Genomic DNA, 19,394 nt, shown 5'->3' with positions numbered 1-19,394 from the left:
GCAACGTGAACGATCAGGCAAAGGCCCCGAATGACCGATAGCAAATTGCCAAGCAAGATAGACCAGCTGGTCGGCCAACGCCTGCGCTGGCGCCGCCGGGAGCTCAGCCTCACACAGGAGCAACTCGGTGAAAAACTGAGCCTGACATTTCAGCAAGTCCAGAAATACGAAAAAGGCGTGAACCGCATATCCGCCGGGCGACTGTACGAAATGTCGGTCGCGCTCGACGTTCCCGTCCTCTACTTTTTCGACGGCGCCGAAGACTATCTGGCGATGCCGAACCAGCAACTGGCCGAGGATTCCGAGCCAGGTCCCTTACCCCTCATGGATCATGAAGCCATGGAGCTGGTCGCTGCGTTCCAGCAGATTCGTGATGAAACATTGCGCAAATCTTTCCTCAACACTATCAAAGCGGCAGCCGCATCCGGTAAAAAGAACGATGACGGCTAGGCGGGCCAGAACAGACCGACTATCAGAGACCTTCCTTAAACCCGATCACGACACTGGATATTAAATTGACCCCAACGAAATTTCTCTTCACCAGCGAAAGCGTTTCCGAAGGCCACCCGGACAAGGTCTGCGACCGGATTTCCGACGAAGTGGTCGATCTCTACTTCCGCGAAGCGCTGAAAGCCGGGTATGAACCTTCACGTGTTCGTGTCGCCTGCGAAACCGCCGCGACAACCAATCAAGTTGCTTTGCTTGGCGAGATGCGCGGGCCCGACACCATCACGCCCGACATGATTGAGGACGTTGTTCGGTCTGCCGTGCGCGACATTGGCTATGAGCAGGACGGCTTTCACTGGGAAAATTTGAAGCTTGCCAACTGGCTGCACGGCCAGTCGGAAGACATCGCTGCAGGCGTTGATGAAGGCACGGGCACCTACACCGAAGAAGGTGCTGGCGACCAGGGCATCATGTTTGGCTATGCCAGCGACGAGACCGACGAATATATGCCGGCGCCGATTTCGTATTCCCACCGCATCCTGAAGCGGATGGCCGAGCTGCGCCACTCCGGCGAGCGCAAGGAATTCCAGCCCGATGCCAAGAGCCAGGTCACCATGGCTTACGAGAACGGCGTTCCCGTCGGCGTCGATGCGGTCGTCGTCTCCACACAGCACACCGAAGGCTATTCGGCTTCTGACATTCGCGAGCTGGTTCGCCCGATTGTCGCTGATATCCTGCCTGAAGGCTGGTTCCCGAAAGAAGAGAGCTTCTACGTCAATCCGACCGGTAATTTCGTGATCGGTGGACCGGACGGCGATGCGGGCCTCACAGGCCGCAAGATCATTGTCGACACCTATGGCGGCTCTGCCCCGCACGGTGGCGGTGCCTTCTCCGGCAAGGACCCGACGAAAGTTGACCGCTCTGCCGCTTATGCCTCGCGCTATCTTGCGAAGAACGTCGTGGCGGCTGGCCTTGCCAAGCGCTGCACGCTGCAGCTGTCCTACGCCATCGGCGTTGCAAAACCGCTGTCGATCAACGTCAATCTGCACGACACCGCAAACACCGACGAACGTGCACTTGAAAAGCGGTTGATGGAAATCATGGACCTCAGCCCGCGCGGGATCCGCCTGGCGCTTGGCCTGAACCGTCCTGTGTTCGCCCGCACAGCAGCCTATGGCCACTTCGGCCGCACACCGGACAATGAAGGCGGCTTCTCCTGGGAGCGCCTTGATCTGGTCGAGAGCCTCAAAGACCTTGCAGTCTAGTCAAAAGAACTGATCGCCCGGCTGGACATGCTTCAGCCGGGCGTTACCTCTGCCGGACAGATTTTCCATTCTACGCCCGGTGAATCGAGCGACGTATAAATCCGCTCGCAGGCCGCCTCATCAAAAACCACATTCTCGTCGCGCCGCAGCCTTTCACGGGCCTCGTCCCAATGGCTTTCGGTATCGACAATCACGACATATAGATCGCGCGATGGATCCCGGATCAGATCGCGGATCTGATAGTTGTAATTGGCCAGCGCAGGCGCGCTCCAGACCTGCGGCACCAGATGCGTGAGGCGCGCGCTCTCAGGGAAAAATGACGACAAAAACGCAGACGGGTAGCCGCCCGAAAACGCAATCGTCGCATTCGCGAAATCGCGCTCTGGCAGCTCGGCTTCGATATACGGCCCGGTCCAGGTCGACCAAGCCACTCGCCGAAGCTCGGATGGCTGCGTCACAACAAACAGAAGCGCCAACGCGCCGAGAGACGCATGCGGCGCATATTTCGCTGACCAGATTTCAGGCTTCCAGACAGCAAGTGCATACGCCACGAACGTCGGCCCGAGTATCCAGATCGCCAGCAGGTACCGCGCAATCGAGAACATCAGCCCCCAGGCGATGATGGTGAAGATAAAGGCCGCGCCGAATGCAACAGCGGTTCTGGCGGCGATTGCAGGCATCTTCGAAGTTTTCCAGATCGCTGCTGCGAGCAGAGCAAAACTGGCGAGGTAGCCAAGCTGCAGCCGGGGATCAAAGAAGCCGTCTTCATTTATCATCTCGCCATCGAAGAGAAAAACGAACGGCCGGAAGACCGCGCCGAGCAGCCCGGAGGGCACATAGCGATCATCCCTGAACGGTGTGTCTGGGCCCAACGGGCCTTCGAAGAAGGTGTTCATGAATGGAAAGATCGGGTTCTCGAAGGTCTGGTACATATACCAGGCCCACCAGCCACCTGTGACCAGAATGCCGACAAGCCCGCTCACAGCACAAACCGCCAGAACGTTTATCCGCATGCGCCATCCCGTCACGAGGAGCGGTACGGCCAGGGCGAAAAACAGGACATAGACGCTATTTGTCAGCTTCATCCCGACCAGCGCCCCCATCAGCAAGCTCGCAAGGCCGAACCTTAGAAGGCTGGGCTGGGCCCTGTCGGACGGAATGATCATCACGAGCGCGCCGAGAAACGCGGCAGCGCACACGGCATCATTGCGGACCGATGACAGCAGCCCGAACATGCCCTCAGCCGTGAAACCAGCAAGACTAATCGCCAGAACCGCCATCTGGGACGGGGTCGCATCGGCGCGATGCATAAGACGGCGCGTCAGGGCGTATAGCGCCGGCAGGATCAGCCCCTGAAGCGCGCCAAGCAAAAACCCGACAAGTCTTCCCGGCAACGTGTCGACCAGCAGCCAGACGAAAACCTGCCAAACCGGATTGAGGAAACTGTGCAGCTCTGCTGGCGCCAGATCCTGGCCCATGCGGCCATTCAGGACCGACCAGCCATTGTGCAGATGATAATGAGCGACATCAAAGCTTGCATCGCGCGGCGCCATCATCGAGAAAACGCCGAAACCGACCAGCCACAAGGCCCACCAGCGCCACGAAATCTTATCGGCAGGCTTGTCCAGAAGCGAAGCCCGCGATTGAACCGGAGAGTCTAGTGACATCGTCTCATCATGCACCGATACGCTCCTTTGGCCGTAAGGGCGGTCGCCCCCTGTCCGCCAGACAACAGAGTTTGGTTGATAATCTATTGCCCGAAATGAGGGTCGCATTTGACCCAGACGGAACTGTGGACCTTCAGAAAGCCTTTGGAAGCCCCCGCAAGGAGGTCTGGCTGGAGATCGGTTTTGGAGGCGGCGAGCATGTCAGCGCGCAGGCCAGCAAGCATCCGGACGTCGGCTATCTTGCGAGCGAAGTGTTCATCGAGGGCATTGCCAAATGCCTGTCAGATATCGACGAGATGGCGCTGACCAATGTCCGCATCTGGGATGAGGATGCGCGCATTCTGATCGACGGAATGCCGGACCAGTCGGTCGACCGGCTGTTTATTCTCTTTCCTGATCCATGGCCGAAAAAGCGCCACCAGAAGCGGCGGATTGTTCAGCCGGACTTTCTGGATGCCGTGGCCCGCATCATGAAGCCGGGCGCGCAGCTGAGGTTTGCGACCGATGTCCGCTCCTATGCCGATGAAGCACTGGTCAAATTCATCGCGCACCCAGCCTTCGAGTGGCAGGCGCAGAAAGCCGATGACTGGCGCACCCCACCGGCAGACCATGTCCGCACCCGCTACGAGACCAAGAATCTGGGGGATATCGCCCCGGTATTTTACGACTTTTTACGGCGACCCTCATAGCGATTTTGGGTTGTGCAGACTGAAACGCCGCTTAATCTCCGAGCGAAATAATCGGGGAGATCACCGTGAAACGAATGAGCTTAATTGCGGCGCTGGCATGTATTGCCTTTGGTGTCCCTGCGCAGGCAGCCGATATCAGTGAAGTGATGGTGTCCTATAATCAGGCCATGGCGGACGGCACGCCGCAGGAAAAGATCGTCGCCGCGACAAATCTTGGCAAGGCCGCGCTTGAAAATACTGATCGCGAAGATGCCGGACAGCTCGCCTATGAAGCCGGACAAGCCCTCTGTCAGTATGCCGACTGCGAGGGCGCCGCTCCATTCGCTGAATTCGCGGCAAGCCCGGGCCGAGCGATTGCGCCGCTAAGCGCAGAGGATGTTGAATTGCTTAGCGCCTATTCAGCATGGCGCAGCGCTCCGGACGACAGAAAAACGCGCAAGACGCTCGATGAGGCGTTAAAGGCCAAGGCTGACGGGACCGTATCGATGCTCTCGCTGACCGCCTTCAACAAGCGCTATTTCTCGGATGCCAAGGACGGCGATTGGCGCAAAGCAATTGCGGCCGCCGATGCCGCCGCAGCCCATTTCGCCCCCGTCAAGCAGATGATCGGCAGCCATTGGAGCAATGCGAAGATGTTCGCGCTGACATCCGCGTTCAAAATTGCCCCTGACGATCAGCAGGTCCTCGACATGGCGCAACATCAGGCTGACCTTTCAAAACTATCGGGCGAGCTCAGCGCACAGCCCGAATGGCTCGCAGAGCACTATTTCCAGACAGTGGCATGGCGCAACACGATGATGGCGTACTTCCAGTCCGTCGGTGGCGATAACCGGCTCAATCGACGCTATCACAAGGATCCGGGCCGCCTTAACACCGAGGTCAACGCCATTCTCGAGGCCGATAACGGCATAGCCTCTTCAAGCGCCTCATCGGCGTCGTCGGAAAATCAAACAAAACTTCCGCTCTGTGCCGGTCATATGAGCGAGGTTCCAAGGCTGTATTATAGTGACCCTGAATATGAGGGCGCCAAATACGGGTCGGTGGTTTTCAGAATGTCCCTGGAAGACGGGCGCGTCAGCGACACGACCGTTCTCGCCGCTGTTCCCGCCGGCATTTTTGAGGATCAGGCGGCCGAAACGGCGCTTCAGTGGAAGTGGATCGTCGAGGAAGGCGTGCCTGGAGAAACCTGCACAACCACCAGCAATAATCTCATCATGGTTTTCAGGGCGTCGCTCGACGATTAACAGCTGTCATGAAAGTCTGATTGTGGTCAGGCGAGTTTTCAGGCATACTCCGTAAATCGAATTTGCGGTCGGTCTGAATAACGAGACCCCGTCGGACCGGCGGCCTTTGCTTCACTTCCCCCCGTACTTCGAGACCCTTCGTGACCACCCGCACAGTGTGGGATGGCACGGGGAGAAGACTGGAGTAGCCAATATGGCAACCGGAAAAGTAAAATGGTTCAACGACCAAAAAGGCTATGGCTTCATCAAGCCGGACGCCGGTGGCACGGACATCTTCGTGCACATCTCTGCGGTTGAACGCTCAGGCATGCGCACCCTCGCAGAAGATGCGCCGATCCAATATGAGCTTCAGACCGACGAACGCCGTGGCAAGACCTCGGCCGTGGACCTGAAACTTCTCTAGGCTTGATGCTTTGGCCCTTGGGCCTCAGCGACAGGTTACGAAACGGCGGGTTCGCAAGAGCCCGCCGTTTTTGTTTTCGCCCAGATCGCCTGCTGATGCAGGCCTATGGACAAAACCGGCCTTCATGGCTACATAGCCAGCAAGTCGAAAAATATCGGCGGCGGGTCCGGAAACGGGTCCGCCGCTTTCTTTTGTCCCGGAGACATTTAGCCGTGATTGCCCTGACACAGCAGGAAAAAACCATTCTCTCCCTGATCGAGCCCGTCGCAGACGATCTCGGCATGGAGATTGTGCGCGTGCGTATCATGGGCGGACATCGGCCATTGCTTCAGATCATGGCGGAGAAGGCAGGCGGCGCCCCGACAGATGTCGAGGATTGCGCAAACCTGTCACACGGCATTTCGCCGGTCCTGGAAGCAGCAGACCCGATCTCCGATCCGTACCGTCTCGAAGTCTCGACACCGGGCATTGACCGCCCCCTCACCCGCACCGGCGATTTCGGCCGTTGGGTCGGCCACCTCGCCAAGGTCGAGCTGGCCATGCCGATCAATGGTCGGCGCCGGTTCCAGGGCGTGATACAACGTGAAGACGATAATGGCGTCGCCATCGAGCTCGACGACGAAAGCGAGCTGGTGGCGCAGGTGCACGAGATGTCCAAGGCGAGCCTGGTGCTCACCGATGAGCTGATCGACGCCGCCAAGGCCGCTGGTGGCCTGCCACCCCAGCCAGACGATGAGAATTTCACCGGTCTCGAAGTTGACGAGAGCGATGACGAAGACACTGACGACAATAATGAAGAAGAAAGTGGAGCAGACAGATGAGTACAGTCGGCGTATCAGCCAACCGGCTCGAAATCCTGCAGATTGCCAAGGCGGTCGCTGAAGAAAAAGCGATTGACCGCTCGATCGTGATCGAGGCGATGCAGGAAGCAATCGAGAAAGCTGCCAAATCCCGCTACGGTCAGGAGCACGACATCCGTGCCCGCATCGACGGTGACACTGGCGAACAGACCCTCTGGCGCGTCCAGACCGTCGTTGCCGATGATGAGCTCGAAGATCCTGCCCAGCAGCTCTCGCTCACCGACGCCAAGAAGATCGACCCTACGCTCGAGATTGGCGGCGAGATCACTGAAGAGCTTCCACCCTTCGACTTTGGCCGCGTGGCTGCACAGACCGCCAAGCAGGTCATCATGCAGAAGGTACGCGACGCAGAGCGTGAGCGTCAGTACGGCGAGTACAAGGACCGCGTCGGTGAGATCATCAACGGCATCGTCAAGCGCGTCGAATATGGCCACGTCATCGTGGACCTTGGCCGCGCGGAAGGCATTATCCGCCGCAATGACGGTATCCCGCGCGAGAACTTCCAGCCGAATGACCGCGTGCGTGCCTATCTCTACAAGGTCTCCCGCGAGACCAAAGGCCCGCAAATCTTCCTGTCGCGCGCCCATCCTGACTTCATGGTCAAGCTGTTCGCCCAGGAAGTGCCGGAAGTCTATGACGGCGTCATCGAGATCCGCGCCTGTGCCCGCGATGCAGGCTCACGTGCCAAGATCGGCGTGATTTCCAATGACAGCTCGATCGATCCGGTCGGCGCCTGTGTTGGTATGCGCGGTGCCCGTGTTCAGGCCGTCGTTGGCGAGCTGTCGGGCGAGAAGATCGACATCATTCCATGGAATTACGACGCCGCGACCTTCATCGTGAACGCCCTGCAGCCGGCCGAAGTGTCGAAAGTGGTGCTCGATGAAGACGAGCAGCGCGTTGAAGTTGTCGTTGCCGATGACCAGTTCCCGCTGGCCATTGGCCGCCGCGGTCAGAACGTGCGTCTCGCCTCCCAGCTGACCGGCTGGCAGATCGACCTGGTCACCGAGAGCGCCGATTCCGAGCGTTACCAGCGTGACTTCCAGATGCGCACTGAGCTCTTCATGAAAGCGCTCGATGCCGACGAAACGCTGGCGCAGCTGCTGGCTTCGGAAGGCTTTGAGACGGTTGAGGAAATCGCCTACGTCGCACCGGAAGACTTCATCACGATTGACGGCTTCGACCTCGAAGTTGCCAACGAGATCCAGGAACGCGCCCGCGAATACCTTGAGAAGCTCGCCGCCGAGCAGGATGCCCGCCGCAAGGAGCTGGGTGTCGAGGACGAGATGATGGAGCTGGATGGCATGACGACCGGTTTCGCCGTCAAGTTTGGCGAGAACGACGTCAAAACCGTCGAAGACATTGCAGGTCTGGTCCCAGACGACATCACCGGCTGGCGTGAGCCAGGCCCTGATGGCAAGCCTGTCTTCCAGGACGGCATCCTGAAAAAGGGTGAGATGCGCAAGGATGAGGCCCAACTCTTCATCATGAAGGCCCGCGTCGCCGCTGGATGGGTCGAGCCGGAAGCGCTCGCTCAGCTTGAAGCCGATATGGCCGCTCAGGCAGAAGACGATGCAGCCGACCTCACCGCTGAAGAACGTGCGCTTCTGGCGCTCGGCGAAATTGGCAAGGTCACCGAAGAGTCGACCGAACTGGCCGAAGAAGAGCTTATCTTTGACCTTGATGCGCTTGCCGCTGAAGAGGTTCAGCCAGAGGACGGCGATGATGCCGACCAAAAAGAATGAGCCGAAAAGGCGCCTGAAGGCGTCAGATGACAAGGACACTGGCGGCCCGAGCCGCCAGTGCGCCGTCTCGCGTGAAAGCCTGCCTCAGGACAGGCTGATCCGCTTTGTCCGCTCGCCTGATGGCGAAGCTATTCCCGATATCGCCGGAAAACTCCCCGGACGTGGGGCATGGGTGACAGCCGACAGGGCAAGCATCGACGCGGCGATAAAGGGCGGCGTTCTCTCCCGTGCGTTCAAGCAGAAAACCGCCATCCGCGATGACACGACCGAGCTGATCGAACAGCAATTGTTGCAACGGTGCATCGGTGCATTGGGCATGGCGCGCAAGGCAGGTGATGTAGTCATTGGATTCGACCAGGTTCGTGCCTATCTTAGAAAGCAAGAGCCCGGCATCCTCCTTGAAGCGAGCGATGGCAGTGAAGATGGCCGTAACAAGGTTCATTTTCTCGCAAAGGCGATGTATGACACGCCTAGAACGGCAGGCGCTCTGACGTCTGCTGAATTGGGCATGGCCTTTGGACGCCCGCATGTGATACATGCGCTGCTTCAGAAGGGTTCGCTGTCGAAAGCTTTCGACGCCGCGTATCAGCGGCTTGTCGGGTTTCGATCAGCACCGGAGCGAGACTGGTTCTCTGGTCTGGATAGGTAAGACATTACGGCAGGGGACAGGCCTCTGCCGATAAAACACGTAGGTATATGGAGTCGCATGAGCGATACGAAAGACAACGACAATAATGGTGGACGTAAGCCCCTGACGGTCTCGCGCGGAAGCGGGACGGTCAAGCAGAGCTTCAGCCATGGCCGCTCCAAGCAGGTCATCGTCCAGACGAAGAAGCGTAAAATCGTCGGTCCGGGCTCAGGCCCATCCACCGGCGGGTCGAAAGGCCCTGCTTCCAAGTCTTCAGGCGGTGCCGCCAGCAGCCAGTCGTCAAAGCTTGCCGAAGCCGCGAAAAAACTTGGCATCACGGAACAGGAACTGATTGCGCGCCAGAAAGTGCTGCTGCAACGCCGTGACGCCGAGCAGAAGCGCGAAGTCGAGACCAAGCGTCAGGAAGCGGCACGTGAGCGTCTGCTGTCTGAACAGGAACGTAAGGTCCAGGAAGACAAGGAACGCGTCGAAGCCGAAGCCCGCCGCAAGGCTGAGGAAGAAGAACGCAAGGCCCGCGAAGCTGCCGAAGCGGCCAAGAAAGCTGCTGCTCCAGCCCGCGAAGAACGCACTGGTGGGCGCGCGCCTGCCGATGCAGCTGCCGCGTCTCCGGACATGCCGCCGCCAGAACCGGCGCAGGGTCGCAGCAAGAAATCCCGCAAGGGCGGTGGAGACCGCGACTTCTCCGATGGCAACGCAAACCGCTCACGCGGAGACTCCAAGCGTCGCCGCGGGAAGCTCACGATTGCCAGCGCACTTGGCGATGATGGTGATCGTCAGCGGTCACTGGCATCGGTTCGCCGCGCCCGTGAGCGTGAGCGTGAACGCCGTCAGGGCGGTGAGCAGCAGGAGAAAGTCTCCCGCGAAGTCACCTTGCCAGAGACGATTACGCTGCAGGATCTTGCGCAACGCATGAATGAGCGCGTCGCAGACGTCGTGAAATACATGATGCGTCAGGGCGAGATGATGCGGGCAAACGACATCGTCGATGCCGATACCGCAGAACTGATCGCTGAAGAGTTTGGCCACACCGTCAAGCGCGTCCTTGAATCCGACGTTGAGATCGGTCTTGAAGGCGATACCGATGACGAAAAAGACCTGAAGCCACGTGCTCCGGTCGTCACGATCATGGGCCATGTCGACCACGGCAAGACGTCCCTTCTGGACGCCCTGCGCGAAACCGATGTGGTTGCCGGCGAAGCTGGCGGTATTACCCAGCATATCGGCGCCTATCAGGTTCAGCTGAAATCCGGTGAGAAGATCACCTTCCTCGATACGCCAGGCCACGCGGCATTCTCCGCCATGCGGGCTCGCGGTGCGACCGTCACAGATGTTGTCATCCTCGTTGTGGCTGCAGATGACGGCGTGATGCCGCAGACGATCGAGGCGATCAAACACGCCAAGGCGGCTGAAGTGCCGATCATTGTTGCCGTCAACAAATGCGACAAACCAGATGCCAAGCCGGATAATGTCCTGACAGAGCTTCTGCAACATGACATCCAGGTCGAGGCGATGGGCGGTGACGTTCAGGCCATCAAGGTGTCCGCGCTTGAAAAAACTGGTCTTGATGAACTGACCGAGGCGATTTCGCTTCAGGCAGAAATTCTCGAACTGAAAGCCAACCCTGACCGCGACGCTGATGGTATCGTGATCGAGTCCCAGCTCGACAAGGGCCGCGGCCCGGTCGCAACGGTGCTCATCAATCGCGGTACGCTGAAGCGCGGCGAAATCGTCGTGGCTGGCAAGCAGTGGGGCAAGGTCCGTGCGCTCATCAATGAACGCAACCAGCAACTGAAGGATGCCGGCCCGGCCGTTCCAGTCGAGATTCTTGGTCTCGATGGGGCGCCAGACCCAGGTGACATGTTCAACGTTGTCGATAGTGAAGCTCGCGCCCGTGAGATCACTGAATATCGCCAGCGCATGGAGCGTCAGAAGCAGGGCGTGGCCTCAAGCCGTGCCTCGCTGGAATCGCTGATGAACAACCTCAAGGATGGCACGCAGGCGTCCGAGCTTCCGCTCGTCGTCAAGGCCGACGTCCAGGGGTCTGTCGAAGCGATCACCCATTCGCTCGCCAACATCTCAACCGACGAAGTTCGGGCGAATGTTATCTATGGCGCAGCCGGTGGTATCTCCGAAAGCGACATTCTGCTCGCCAAATCGTCCGGTGCCCCGGTCTTCGCGTTCAACGTGCGGGCTAACAAGCAGGCGCGCGAACTGGCCGAGAAGGAAGGCGTGGAGATCCGCTACTATTCGGTGATCTACAATCTCATCGACGACGTGAAAGACACATTGTCCGGCATGCTGTCGCCAGAGAAGCGCGAGAACTTCATCGGTTACGCCGATATTCTGGAAGTCTTCAACATCACCAAGGTCGGCAAGGTTGCCGGCTGTAAGGTCAGCGAAGGCGTCGTCAAACGCGGCTGCGGTGTCCGTCTGCTTCGCGACGATGTCGTGATCCACGAAGGCAAGCTGAAGACCCTCAAGCGCTTCAAGGACGAAGTGCCTGAAGTCAGCTCCGGCATGGAGTGTGGTATGGCCTTCGAGAAGTATGAAGACATCCGCGAAGGCGACAAGATCGAGTGTTTCGAGGTCCAGATGATCGAGCGTACGCTCGACTAGGCAAGATCCGGCCTCGAAGCCTTTACTTTATAAGATGTGAGAAAGCCGGGAGATTTCCCGGCTTTTTCCATGTCTGGTTAAGCTTGTCGTGCGACGGTGGACAGATCATGCCTCAACCTTCTTTCGCCTCACCCGCCAACGAAAACGAAGCGCCTTCAGCGGCGCCTTCCATGCACATTGGCGGCCGTTTCTCCGACAAGGACATGAAGCGCCTCGTCGGCAAGACACGTACATCCAATATTGGGCCGACCGCACTTTACTATGCAGGTGTCACAGCTCCGATCATTTCTGCGGGGATGGCGCTTGTCTCCCGCAAGATGATCGACGGCGCGGGTCTCTCGGAATACTGGATCGTGATGATCTCCTCGATCCTGGCGGCAATGGCCGGGGTGTGCTGGTATCTGATCTTCCTGCGCTGGTCTTATCGACACCATCATGGCCGCGGGGATGAGCTTGATGCTGAAACAGTCATTGACCTTAACGACCGGGGTGTCCACATCCGCAGAGGCGCGGTGGAGACACGTGTCGGATGGTCCGCTGTCCGCACGGTTCAGGAAACCCGCCGCGACACGCTGATCACGTTCGAGGGAGCAGATCCTCTGCTTATCCCGAATAAGTGGTTCGGTAAGGACAAGGCTGCGGCCGGGCGTTTCAGGGCGCGGCTGAAGGAAGGATGCAGCAATGGCGCGAAGAGCCAAGAGATCAGACCCGGGCGGTCATGAGCCCAGCCAACGCCAGCTAAGGGCAGGCGAGCTGGTCCGTCATGCATTGACGGATATCATGGCGCGCGAGGAATTTCGTGACCCTGCCTTGCAGGGCGTGAATGTCACAATCGGCGAAGTTCGCACCTCGCCGGACCTTCGTCATGCGCATGTCTTCTGCTCCCCTCTGGGCGTGACGGATGAGGCCGCGCAGGACGAGCTTGCAAAGGCCCTGAACCGCGCATCTGCCTATATCCGCGGCCGTCTCGGCAAGCAGATCGAGATGAAGTTCACCCCGCAACTGCATTTCATCGCCGACCATTCCTATGATGAAGGCGCGTATATGGACTCGCTGTTCAACCGCCCGGAAGTGAAACGCGACCTCGACTAGCACGTCATACATCGCTCAGCGATCTCGCAAACTCAGACCCTCAAAACGGTGTCGTGCCAGTGTCGTAGCGGTGTCGTAGCAGTGTTTTTCTGGTTCCCCGGAAAAGCGGAGCAGGCCAGCTCAACACCGGCCCGCTCATCACTCCCCGCTTATTCGTCACCATCGAGATTTCGACGGCTCGCGCGACGAATTGTGCGTCGCCCCACCCAAGTATGGGCAGCCCCCGCCGCAAGCATCAAGGCCGGAAGGTGATCGAACCGCCTCGTCCCCCAGGGCGGTCCGAACGGCATTTGGTGCCTGCGACCCATCTATATTTGTTCGAAAACAATATATGTTATTGTACAAATACGACATTCTGCGCCAGTGTCCGCTGAAGGACAGAAAACAGGGGTCATCAGAAGCCCACGTTTAGAGAGCGCCGCACCATGCAATTTGAGTACTTTCGCCCTGACGCGACTGTACGCGACCTCATCGGCAGCTATTACCGGACGACGGTAACGGACCATCTGGTCGACGTCATGCGCGCCGAGATTGCCAATATCCGCTTCATTCTGAGCGGCGGCGTGACATCTGACATTGGCGGCACGCCAGTCTTTTATGGGCCGGGAAGCGCCATTCTTTGTGGGCCGACCTTCAAATGGAGCCGTGTCGAGTTCCAGCCGAACACTATCCTCATCGGCGCAGCCATCACTCCGCTTGGCTGGGCCCGCATGTTCGATATTCCAGCAAATGACCTCGCCGATAATATCCGCCCCCTGAAGGACTGCATTCCCGAAGCCCTGCACGCCCATTTGGATGCGGTATTCGACAGCGCCAATGATGGAAAACGGGTCCAGATGGCCGATGAGCTTTTCGCTGCGCTCGACCACCCGCACAAAAAGATCAATCAGGACTTTCTCGACAAGGTGACCGCCTGGATCACCGATCCTGAGCCGAACGAGCTCGAAGACCTGATGGCCTCAGTCAACCTGTCACCGCGACAGGTCGAGCGGCTGAGCAAGCAGTATTTCGGTTCGGCGCCGAAGAAACTGCACCGCAAATTCCGCGCCCTGCACTCTGCCAACCGGCTCACCTGGCAAGAGCTGACCGACTGGCGCGATGTCGCCACCACCGCCTATTTTGACCAGTCACACTTCATCCGCGAGTTTCGCCTGTTCAATGGCCGCACACCGAGCGAGTTCATCAATGGCGCACACCTGCTCGTCCGCCACACCCTGACCGAACGCCGCCAGATCGAGCATCATTCGCCCTACAGTCTTGTGGGTTAGGGATTTTCCAAGCCCAGCGCCGGTCAGGCAAACAGCTTCATGATGAACCAGGCGACCCATGCGAGGCCGGCGGCAACAATCGCACCCAGCAAGCTCGCCCCCAGCTTGATCAGAAGTGCCGTCTCAGCATCGGTCAGGATCGTCCAGACAACCCACGCCCCCAAAGCAGCTGCCGCGATCAGGATGATGGTTTGGAAGAGCCCAAAGGCGCGGTCCCAAGCCTTCGATATGCGTTCAAGCAGCCTGAGAAACTGATCCATCCACCCTCACCCGCCGTTTCGTGGCAATTGGTTCGGACCAGAGCCTATGTGCTGGGCGTTGAGGTGAAGTTTCTGGGAAGGGGTGATTTCGTAGGTTTCACGGAAGAGACGATATGAAGCGCTTTTCCTCTTCCGGCTGCGGGAGACGGGTCAGGGGAGAGGGCGATCAAGTTTGTAGTGTCTGGTGAGAGTGTTCGCCGCACAAACCCGTGAACGAATGATTTGACTTAGCGCCTTAGTGCGCAAGCGATCTGGCATATCGAAAATCTACCAAAAATTTCATCCTAATCGTTTCGGTACTGTATCAAACAAGCGAATCCGGCCATATTCTACGTTTAAAAGAAGGAGTTTAGCGTTCTCTCAATTCACCGCCTCCGCAAAGCGCCACTTCGAACAGGTAAACTCGAAGGTTGAAAAGCTGGTCTCTACAGGGACAGTCAGTCATTCTTCGAAGGCCTTGATATTCCTATTTTTGGCATCGAAATTTCGCCTCGACGAGCATTCGATCCATGACACGCTTACAGATGGTGGAAATGATCTTGGCGTGGATGCAATCTACATAAACAGGCTTGCTGAACAGCCAGAAATCCACGTCATCCAGTCGAAGCATCATACTAGTGAGCGTAAAGCAGCAAACCCGTTTAAAGCTTCAGACCTGAAAAAATTTAGAGATTTTCTGCGAGTACTTAAGGATAGAGAGGCGGATTTAGAGAAGCTATCCAACCCTGTTCTGCAAGAAAAAATCCTTGAGATACGAGAACTCCTTCAACACCATTTTCCACTACTGAAAGTGTGGTGCATCAGCAATGGCAATCGCTGTGTGCCGCATGAATACGAGTTGTTTGAGAATGAAATCGCCAAGTTTGACGCTCAGCTGGAAGAATTCCACCTGAGTGAATTTTACAACTTTTGTATCCTCGCACGAAGCAAGAGAACGGATCATGCGTTTCACGCTCGCGGAGGCGAAGTAGTTGAGTTTAGCAGCGGGGCAGTCAAAGGGGTGCTTGGTCTTATTTCTGCCGAGCAACTATTTAATCTTATCCTAGATATTACAGACCCAACGTCACTGGACTACGGAATTTTTGATCTAAATATTCGCGGCTTTCTAGGTTCCGACAATCAGATCAATAAGCAAATTTACAGATCGGCGGTTTCCGAACAAAACTCCAGATTTTGGTGCCTGAACAATGGTATCACTATGACCTGTTCAAGATTTGAACTGAGGCGCCTTGCGGAAACGCCAAAAGTGGGGGCAAAAAATCTCTGTATCGTGAACGGCGCGCAAACTTGTGGAGCAATATTTCAGGCTATAAACGATTTTTCCCTTGAATGGTCTAGATTCAAAGACTTAGCCGTGAGCTTCCGGCTTTATGAAACTCTAGATCCGCAATTTGTCGAAGACATCGCAATTAGCAGCAATAGCCAAAACCGCGTCAACTCCAGAGACTTAAAAGCCAACCATTCACACCAGTTAGCGCTAGAAGAAGAACTAGAAAAGCGCGGCATTAGGTATCTGAGAAAACGAGGCATTACTGAAGACTACTCTAACTTTGTGGACACCGAAGGGGAGGACATTTTTTCAAATACTTCGATTGATGCCCTCAAGGTTGGCCAGATTTGGCTTTCATATTCATTGAAGCAGCCAGAGAGGGCTAAACGAGATTCCGATGCGATTTTTGAATCTCTGTACGAGCCAATTTTTGGATCGATAGAAATCACCGAACTTCAATTTGCTATCCAACTCTATTGGATAATCATGTATCGCCGCGCGGTGGTCGAGGACGAAATTAGGATACGAGGTAGTCGCGCAGTTGGTCGGGACTTCATTACATATGGGGTCTTTCACGTTCTTTACGCTTGTCGCCTAATTGTGCTTCGGGACAGCAAAAAGAGACTGAACAAAGACGCGCTAGTAGACGAGGCAATAGAGCTTGTTGACAACGTGGTTCGTGAAGCTGGGAACCCTGCTTACTATACTTTTTTTCGGCGTCCACGTACTGCGGAGTTGATTGAGGATTACGGTAAAACCCCAACGCTTTTCGATTATCTAGATTAGCCTATTCCACCGGCCGTTCGCTATCCAATAGGTCGTTCTCGCCGGTCTGGGCGCGTTCTTCGTCGACTTTTTCGGCGATGTGATCGTCGGGCCGGACGTCGAGGACATCTTTTTCGCTGGCGGCGGCGCCAGCCGGGGCAGCGGCTTTCGGCTTGGGCGGTTCGGTCGGGGCTGGCGCCTCGGAGGCCCCTTCTGTCACCGTCGCATCGCCTGACAGCGCTTTCGGCAAGCCATCGATGCGCAGGCGATAGATCGGCTCTGGCAGGGTGAAGCCGGCTTCCTCGACCGCATCTTTCGCCGCGCGGATGGCGAGGCTTCTGGCCTTGCCGAAGTTTGATTGGGACTGGTCCACCCAGCCCATGAAACGGATCACGATATTGCTGTCGCCCACCGTGCGGATAATGGCTTCGGGCTTTGGTTCATCGAGCACGAAGTCGAGCGTCGACATGGCGGCGATCCCGGTGGCCATTGCGGCGACTGGATCATCCTCAGCGTCGACGCCAAGCTCAAACTCGAAGCGGCGCTCAGGGTTACGGGTGTAGTTGAGGATGACCGCCTTGAAGACCGACGAGTTTGGCACACGAAGATGATTACCATCGAGCGTCATCAGGATGGTGGCGCGCGAGGTGAGGCGCACGACGCGGCCTTCATGATCGTCGATCAGCACATGGTCATTCGCGCGAAAGGGCTGACGCAAGCTGAGCATGATGGAGGCGATATAGTTCTCGACCGTGTCGCGAACGGCAAAGCCGATGGCAAGGCCGATCACGCCTGCGCCGCCAAGAATGGCGCCCATCAGCGCGGTGGCACCGATAAGGTTTAGCGCGACAACCAGGCCGAGCACGATCGCGATAAACCGGATCGCCTGCGCCAGAATTTCAGCAAGGAACGGGTTCGGCGTCAGACGCCGCCAGAGGCCTTTCCAGCTCGCCAGCAAATGGCCGAGAACAGCGATGATAAGGAAGATAATGATGGCAAGGCCCACCAGAGGCAGCGCCTGCCAGCCGCGCTCCAGGCTTTGCTGCAAATTCGAGATCGCCGGGGAAATCGAACGGCCGACAGAAAGGTCTCGCTCAAGGCCGTCCTCAACGGTCACGACGCCCTGAAAACGGCTCGCAATAGAGACCGCCCGGTTCGCATCCGCCTGACTTGCGACCATGCCGGACAGTGAGACGACGCCCTCATTCACCTCAACTTCGATGTCTGAAAGCCCGCCAATCTCGGCGAAGATGGCCGAGATGCGGGCATCAATGGCGCTATCATCTACCGCCTGCACCTCAATCGGGTCGGACGGTGTCGTCGCATCCTGCGCCGAAGCAGGCGCGAGCAGACAACAGGCGAGCAGCGCGAACGCCAGAATTCGATATTTTTTGATCATCCAGACACCTAACTTCGCAAGAGGCAGGGAGGTTCCCATATGACAGGCTTGCGTGCGGCCCGCCAGTGGCCCTAGAGAGCGACTATGGTTTCATTTCTGACCCTTCTCGCGCTCGCCTTCGGCCTCTCAGTCGATGCCTTTGCCGCCGCCCTCGGCAAGGGTGCTGGTGCGCGTCATACGACCTTCACGGGCGCCCTGCGCATCGGGTTTGTCTTTGGCGGAATGGAAGCGGCCATGCCGCTGATCGGCTTTGTCATCGGGCTGGCTCTGGCCGGACTTGTCGCCAACGTCGATCACTGGATTGCCTTTGTCCTTCTTGGCGGTGTTGGCCTCCACATGATCTGGGAAGCGTTCACCGGTCGCCATGATGATGTTGAAGAGCTTGCCGAGGAAACCGCCAATGGGCCGATCCGCGGGCCGCGCTGGATCCATCTGTCGCTCGCGGCGCTCGCGACCAGCATTGATGCCACGGTGGTGGGGGTCAGCCTTGCCATGATGGATGCCAATATCTGGCTCGCCTGTCTCATCATTCTGGTCGTGACCACGACGCTCTGCACGATTGGCGTGCTGATCGGGCGCCACGCCGGCCGCTGGCTGGGACACTGGGCCGAGGTGGCCGGCGGTGTCGTGCTGATCGCCATTGGCGGTTACATTCTGCTCGATCATCTCAGCAAGGGCATCTGACACCGCCCCTGCCCGGTTGACGGAGGTCCATTGCGCCTCTAGCCCGTGGCCCGAAGTTCAAATCGATCCACTACCCGACCCGGCCAGCGTCCGATCCGCTGAAGCCCGGCCAAATGGAGACACCTCGTGGGACGCAATCGCAAGAAAAAGGGCCTGCCGGTTCATGGCTGGCTGAATGTCGACAAGCCGGTCGACATCACCTCGACGCAGGTCGTCGGCATTCTCAAACGCCTCTTCAATGCGCAGAAATGCGGCCATGGCGGCACGCTCGACCCGCTGGCCGATGGCATCCTGCCTATTGCCTTCGGGGAGGCGACCAAGACCGTCCAGTGGGCGATGGACGCCGACAAGGAATATGTCTTCACGATTGAGTGGGGCCGCTCAACCGCCACGCTGGACGCCGAAGGCGACGTCGTGGCAACGTCCGATACACGCCCGTCTGCGGAAGATATTGAGGCTGCGCTGGAAAAGTTCGAAGGCGAGATTGACCAGATCCCGCCGAAATATTCGGCCATCAAGGTCGATGGTGAGCGCGCCTATGATCTTGCCCGTGACGGCGAGGAGTTCGAGATCCCGTCGCGCACGGTGGTTGTCCATGAAGCGCGCCTCATTGAGGTGCCTGATGAAGACCATGCGGTGATCCATGTCCGCTCAGGCAAGGGCTTCTATGTGCGGGCCCTGGCGCGTGATCTTGCCGGCGCGCTTGGCTGCGATGGCCACGTCTCGCAGCTGCGGCGCATCCGCGTCGGTGTCATGCATGAGGGCGCGGCTGTGAAGCTTGCCGACCTCGAAGCCATGGAGAGCCGCGACGACCTTCTCAAGACGCTCGCGCCAATTGAGCAGGTGCTTGATGATGTCCCTGACGTCGAAATCACCGCGCAGGACGCCGCCGATATCCGGCTCGGCCGCGACGTGATGCTGATGCCGCATGTGGTTGAGCGCTGGCGCACGGAAAAGTCGCCCGATCCGGACGACCGGCTGACGCTCGCCATGTATGGCGACGAGGCGGTTGCGATGGGCGAAGTGCGCGCCGGGCGGTTTCAGCCGATGCGCGTCTTCCAGATGGGCTAACGC

General features: G+C 58.0%; 18 protein-coding genes. 15 read left to right on the top strand and 3 right to left on the bottom strand.

Annotated features, from left to right (window positions below):
- Positions 1-30 precede the first annotated feature (30 nt).
- A complete protein-coding gene (locus B8783_RS15730) occupies positions 31-450 on the top strand; it encodes a helix-turn-helix domain-containing protein (RefSeq protein WP_084421027.1) in 420 nt (139 codons plus the stop codon).
- A gap of 65 nt (positions 451-515) precedes the next feature.
- On the top strand, positions 516-1,712 hold the full coding sequence (gene metK, locus B8783_RS15725; protein ID WP_084421026.1) for a methionine adenosyltransferase: 1,197 nt from the start codon (positions 516-518) through the stop codon (positions 1,710-1,712).
- Between the two features lie 32 nt (positions 1,713-1,744).
- Here the strand turns inward: metK and B8783_RS15720 are convergent, their stop codons facing one another.
- Positions 1,745-3,379, bottom strand: a complete 1,635-nt coding sequence (locus B8783_RS15720; RefSeq protein WP_084421025.1) for a hypothetical protein — start codon at positions 3,377-3,379, stop codon at positions 1,745-1,747.
- Positions 3,380-3,465: 86 nt separating this feature from the next.
- On the opposite strand from B8783_RS15720, the gene trmB reads away from it, so the two are divergent.
- From trmB to B8783_RS15670, 10 genes are all read left to right on the top strand, one after another.
- Positions 3,466-4,068 (top strand): tRNA (guanosine(46)-N7)-methyltransferase TrmB, encoded by a 603-nt coding sequence (gene trmB / locus B8783_RS15715; RefSeq protein WP_407646326.1) that lies wholly within the window; start codon positions 3,466-3,468, stop codon positions 4,066-4,068.
- Between the two features lie 65 nt (positions 4,069-4,133).
- Complete coding sequence (locus B8783_RS15710; RefSeq protein WP_139792397.1) at positions 4,134-5,312, top strand: energy transducer TonB; 1,179 nt, start codon at positions 4,134-4,136, stop codon at positions 5,310-5,312.
- 193 nt (positions 5,313-5,505) lie between these two features.
- The gene (locus tag B8783_RS15705) at positions 5,506-5,715 is read left to right on the top strand and encodes a cold-shock protein (RefSeq protein ID WP_084421023.1); all 210 of its coding nucleotides are present in this window, start codon (positions 5,506-5,508) and stop codon (positions 5,713-5,715) included.
- A 212-nt stretch (positions 5,716-5,927) separates the two neighbouring features.
- A complete protein-coding gene (gene rimP, locus B8783_RS15700; RefSeq protein WP_084421022.1) occupies positions 5,928-6,536 on the top strand; it encodes a ribosome maturation factor RimP in 609 nt (202 codons plus the stop codon).
- The gene (gene nusA, locus B8783_RS15695; protein ID WP_084421021.1) at positions 6,533-8,317 is read left to right on the top strand and encodes a transcription termination factor NusA; all 1,785 of its coding nucleotides are present in this window, start codon (positions 6,533-6,535) and stop codon (positions 8,315-8,317) included. Before rimP ends, nusA begins: the two co-directional genes overlap by 4 nt.
- Positions 8,298-8,966, top strand: a complete 669-nt coding sequence (locus B8783_RS15690) for an RNA-binding protein (RefSeq protein ID WP_233355823.1) — start codon at positions 8,298-8,300, stop codon at positions 8,964-8,966. Before nusA ends, B8783_RS15690 begins: the two co-directional genes overlap by 20 nt.
- Positions 8,967-9,023: 57 nt before the next feature.
- On the top strand, positions 9,024-11,582 hold the full coding sequence (gene infB, locus B8783_RS15685) for a translation initiation factor IF-2 (protein ID WP_084421019.1): 2,559 nt from the start codon (positions 9,024-9,026) through the stop codon (positions 11,580-11,582).
- Positions 11,583-11,689: 107 nt separating this feature from the next.
- On the top strand, positions 11,690-12,304 hold the full coding sequence (locus B8783_RS15680) for a YcxB family protein (protein ID WP_084421018.1): 615 nt from the start codon (positions 11,690-11,692) through the stop codon (positions 12,302-12,304).
- Positions 12,264-12,674 (top strand): 30S ribosome-binding factor RbfA, encoded by a 411-nt coding sequence (gene rbfA, locus B8783_RS15675; RefSeq protein WP_084421017.1) that lies wholly within the window; start codon positions 12,264-12,266, stop codon positions 12,672-12,674. Before B8783_RS15680 ends, rbfA begins: the two co-directional genes overlap by 41 nt.
- A gap of 425 nt (positions 12,675-13,099) precedes the next feature.
- A complete protein-coding gene (locus tag B8783_RS15670; protein ID WP_084421016.1) occupies positions 13,100-13,942 on the top strand; it encodes an AraC family transcriptional regulator in 843 nt (280 codons plus the stop codon).
- Positions 13,943-13,965: 23 nt separating this feature from the next.
- Here the strand turns inward: B8783_RS15670 and B8783_RS15665 are convergent, their stop codons facing one another.
- On the bottom strand, positions 13,966-14,202 hold the full coding sequence (locus B8783_RS15665; RefSeq protein WP_084421015.1) for a hypothetical protein: 237 nt from the start codon (positions 14,200-14,202) through the stop codon (positions 13,966-13,968).
- A 472-nt stretch (positions 14,203-14,674) separates the two neighbouring features.
- Here B8783_RS15665 and B8783_RS15660 point away from each other — a divergent pair, with 472 nt between their 5' ends.
- Positions 14,675-16,258, top strand: a complete 1,584-nt coding sequence (locus tag B8783_RS15660; protein WP_169711823.1) for an AIPR family protein — start codon at positions 14,675-14,677, stop codon at positions 16,256-16,258.
- A gap of 1 nt (position 16,259) precedes the next feature.
- Here the strand turns inward: B8783_RS15660 and B8783_RS15655 are convergent, their stop codons facing one another.
- Entirely contained in the window at positions 16,260-17,636 is a 1,377-nt protein-coding gene (locus B8783_RS15655) for a mechanosensitive ion channel domain-containing protein (RefSeq protein ID WP_233355822.1), read from the bottom strand.
- A gap of 84 nt (positions 17,637-17,720) precedes the next feature.
- On the opposite strand from B8783_RS15655, the gene B8783_RS15650 reads away from it, so the two are divergent.
- Together B8783_RS15650 and truB are read left to right on the top strand one after the other, a co-directional pair.
- Entirely contained in the window at positions 17,721-18,320 is a 600-nt protein-coding gene (locus B8783_RS15650; protein WP_084421012.1) for a manganese efflux pump MntP, read from the top strand.
- A gap of 126 nt (positions 18,321-18,446) precedes the next feature.
- Positions 18,447-19,391: a tRNA pseudouridine(55) synthase TruB gene (gene truB, locus B8783_RS15645; protein ID WP_084421011.1), complete on the top strand. Its 945-nt coding sequence runs from the start codon at positions 18,447-18,449 to the stop codon at positions 19,389-19,391.
- The last annotated feature ends 3 nt before the right edge of the window (positions 19,392-19,394 follow it).

It is taken from the genome of Henriciella litoralis (assembly GCF_002088935.1).
Taxonomy (GTDB): Bacteria; Pseudomonadota; Alphaproteobacteria; order Caulobacterales; family Hyphomonadaceae; genus Henriciella; species Henriciella litoralis.
This window is presented reverse-complemented; position numbering and strand designations above follow the sequence as displayed.

What these genes read in the sequence shown, in the direction of transcription:
- B8783_RS15680 (WP_084421018.1), top strand. Translation starts at nt 11,690, where the DNA reads ATGCCTCAACCTTCTTTCGCCTCACCCGCCAACGAAAACGAAGCGCCT.
- infB (WP_084421019.1), top strand. Translation starts at nt 9,024, where the DNA reads ATGAGCGATACGAAAGACAACGACAATAATGGTGGACGTAAGCCCCTG.
- B8783_RS15720 (WP_084421025.1), bottom strand. Translation starts at nt 3,379, where the DNA reads ATGTCACTAGACTCTCCGGTTCAATCGCGGGCTTCGCTTCTGGACAAG.
- nusA (WP_084421021.1), top strand. Translation starts at nt 6,533, where the DNA reads ATGAGTACAGTCGGCGTATCAGCCAACCGGCTCGAAATCCTGCAGATT.
- B8783_RS15655 (WP_233355822.1), bottom strand. Translation starts at nt 17,636, where the DNA reads ATGATCAAAAAATATCGAATTCTGGCGTTCGCGCTGCTCGCCTGTTGT.
- B8783_RS15730 (WP_084421027.1), top strand. Translation starts at nt 31, where the DNA reads ATGACCGATAGCAAATTGCCAAGCAAGATAGACCAGCTGGTCGGCCAA.
- B8783_RS15650 (WP_084421012.1), top strand. Translation starts at nt 17,721, where the DNA reads ATGGTTTCATTTCTGACCCTTCTCGCGCTCGCCTTCGGCCTCTCAGTC.
- B8783_RS15705 (WP_084421023.1), top strand. Translation starts at nt 5,506, where the DNA reads ATGGCAACCGGAAAAGTAAAATGGTTCAACGACCAAAAAGGCTATGGC.
- B8783_RS15670 (WP_084421016.1), top strand. Translation starts at nt 13,100, where the DNA reads ATGCAATTTGAGTACTTTCGCCCTGACGCGACTGTACGCGACCTCATC.
- rbfA (WP_084421017.1), top strand. Translation starts at nt 12,264, where the DNA reads ATGGCGCGAAGAGCCAAGAGATCAGACCCGGGCGGTCATGAGCCCAGC.
- B8783_RS15665 (WP_084421015.1), bottom strand. Translation starts at nt 14,202, where the DNA reads ATGGATCAGTTTCTCAGGCTGCTTGAACGCATATCGAAGGCTTGGGAC.
- B8783_RS15690 (WP_233355823.1), top strand. Translation starts at nt 8,298, where the DNA reads ATGCCGACCAAAAAGAATGAGCCGAAAAGGCGCCTGAAGGCGTCAGAT.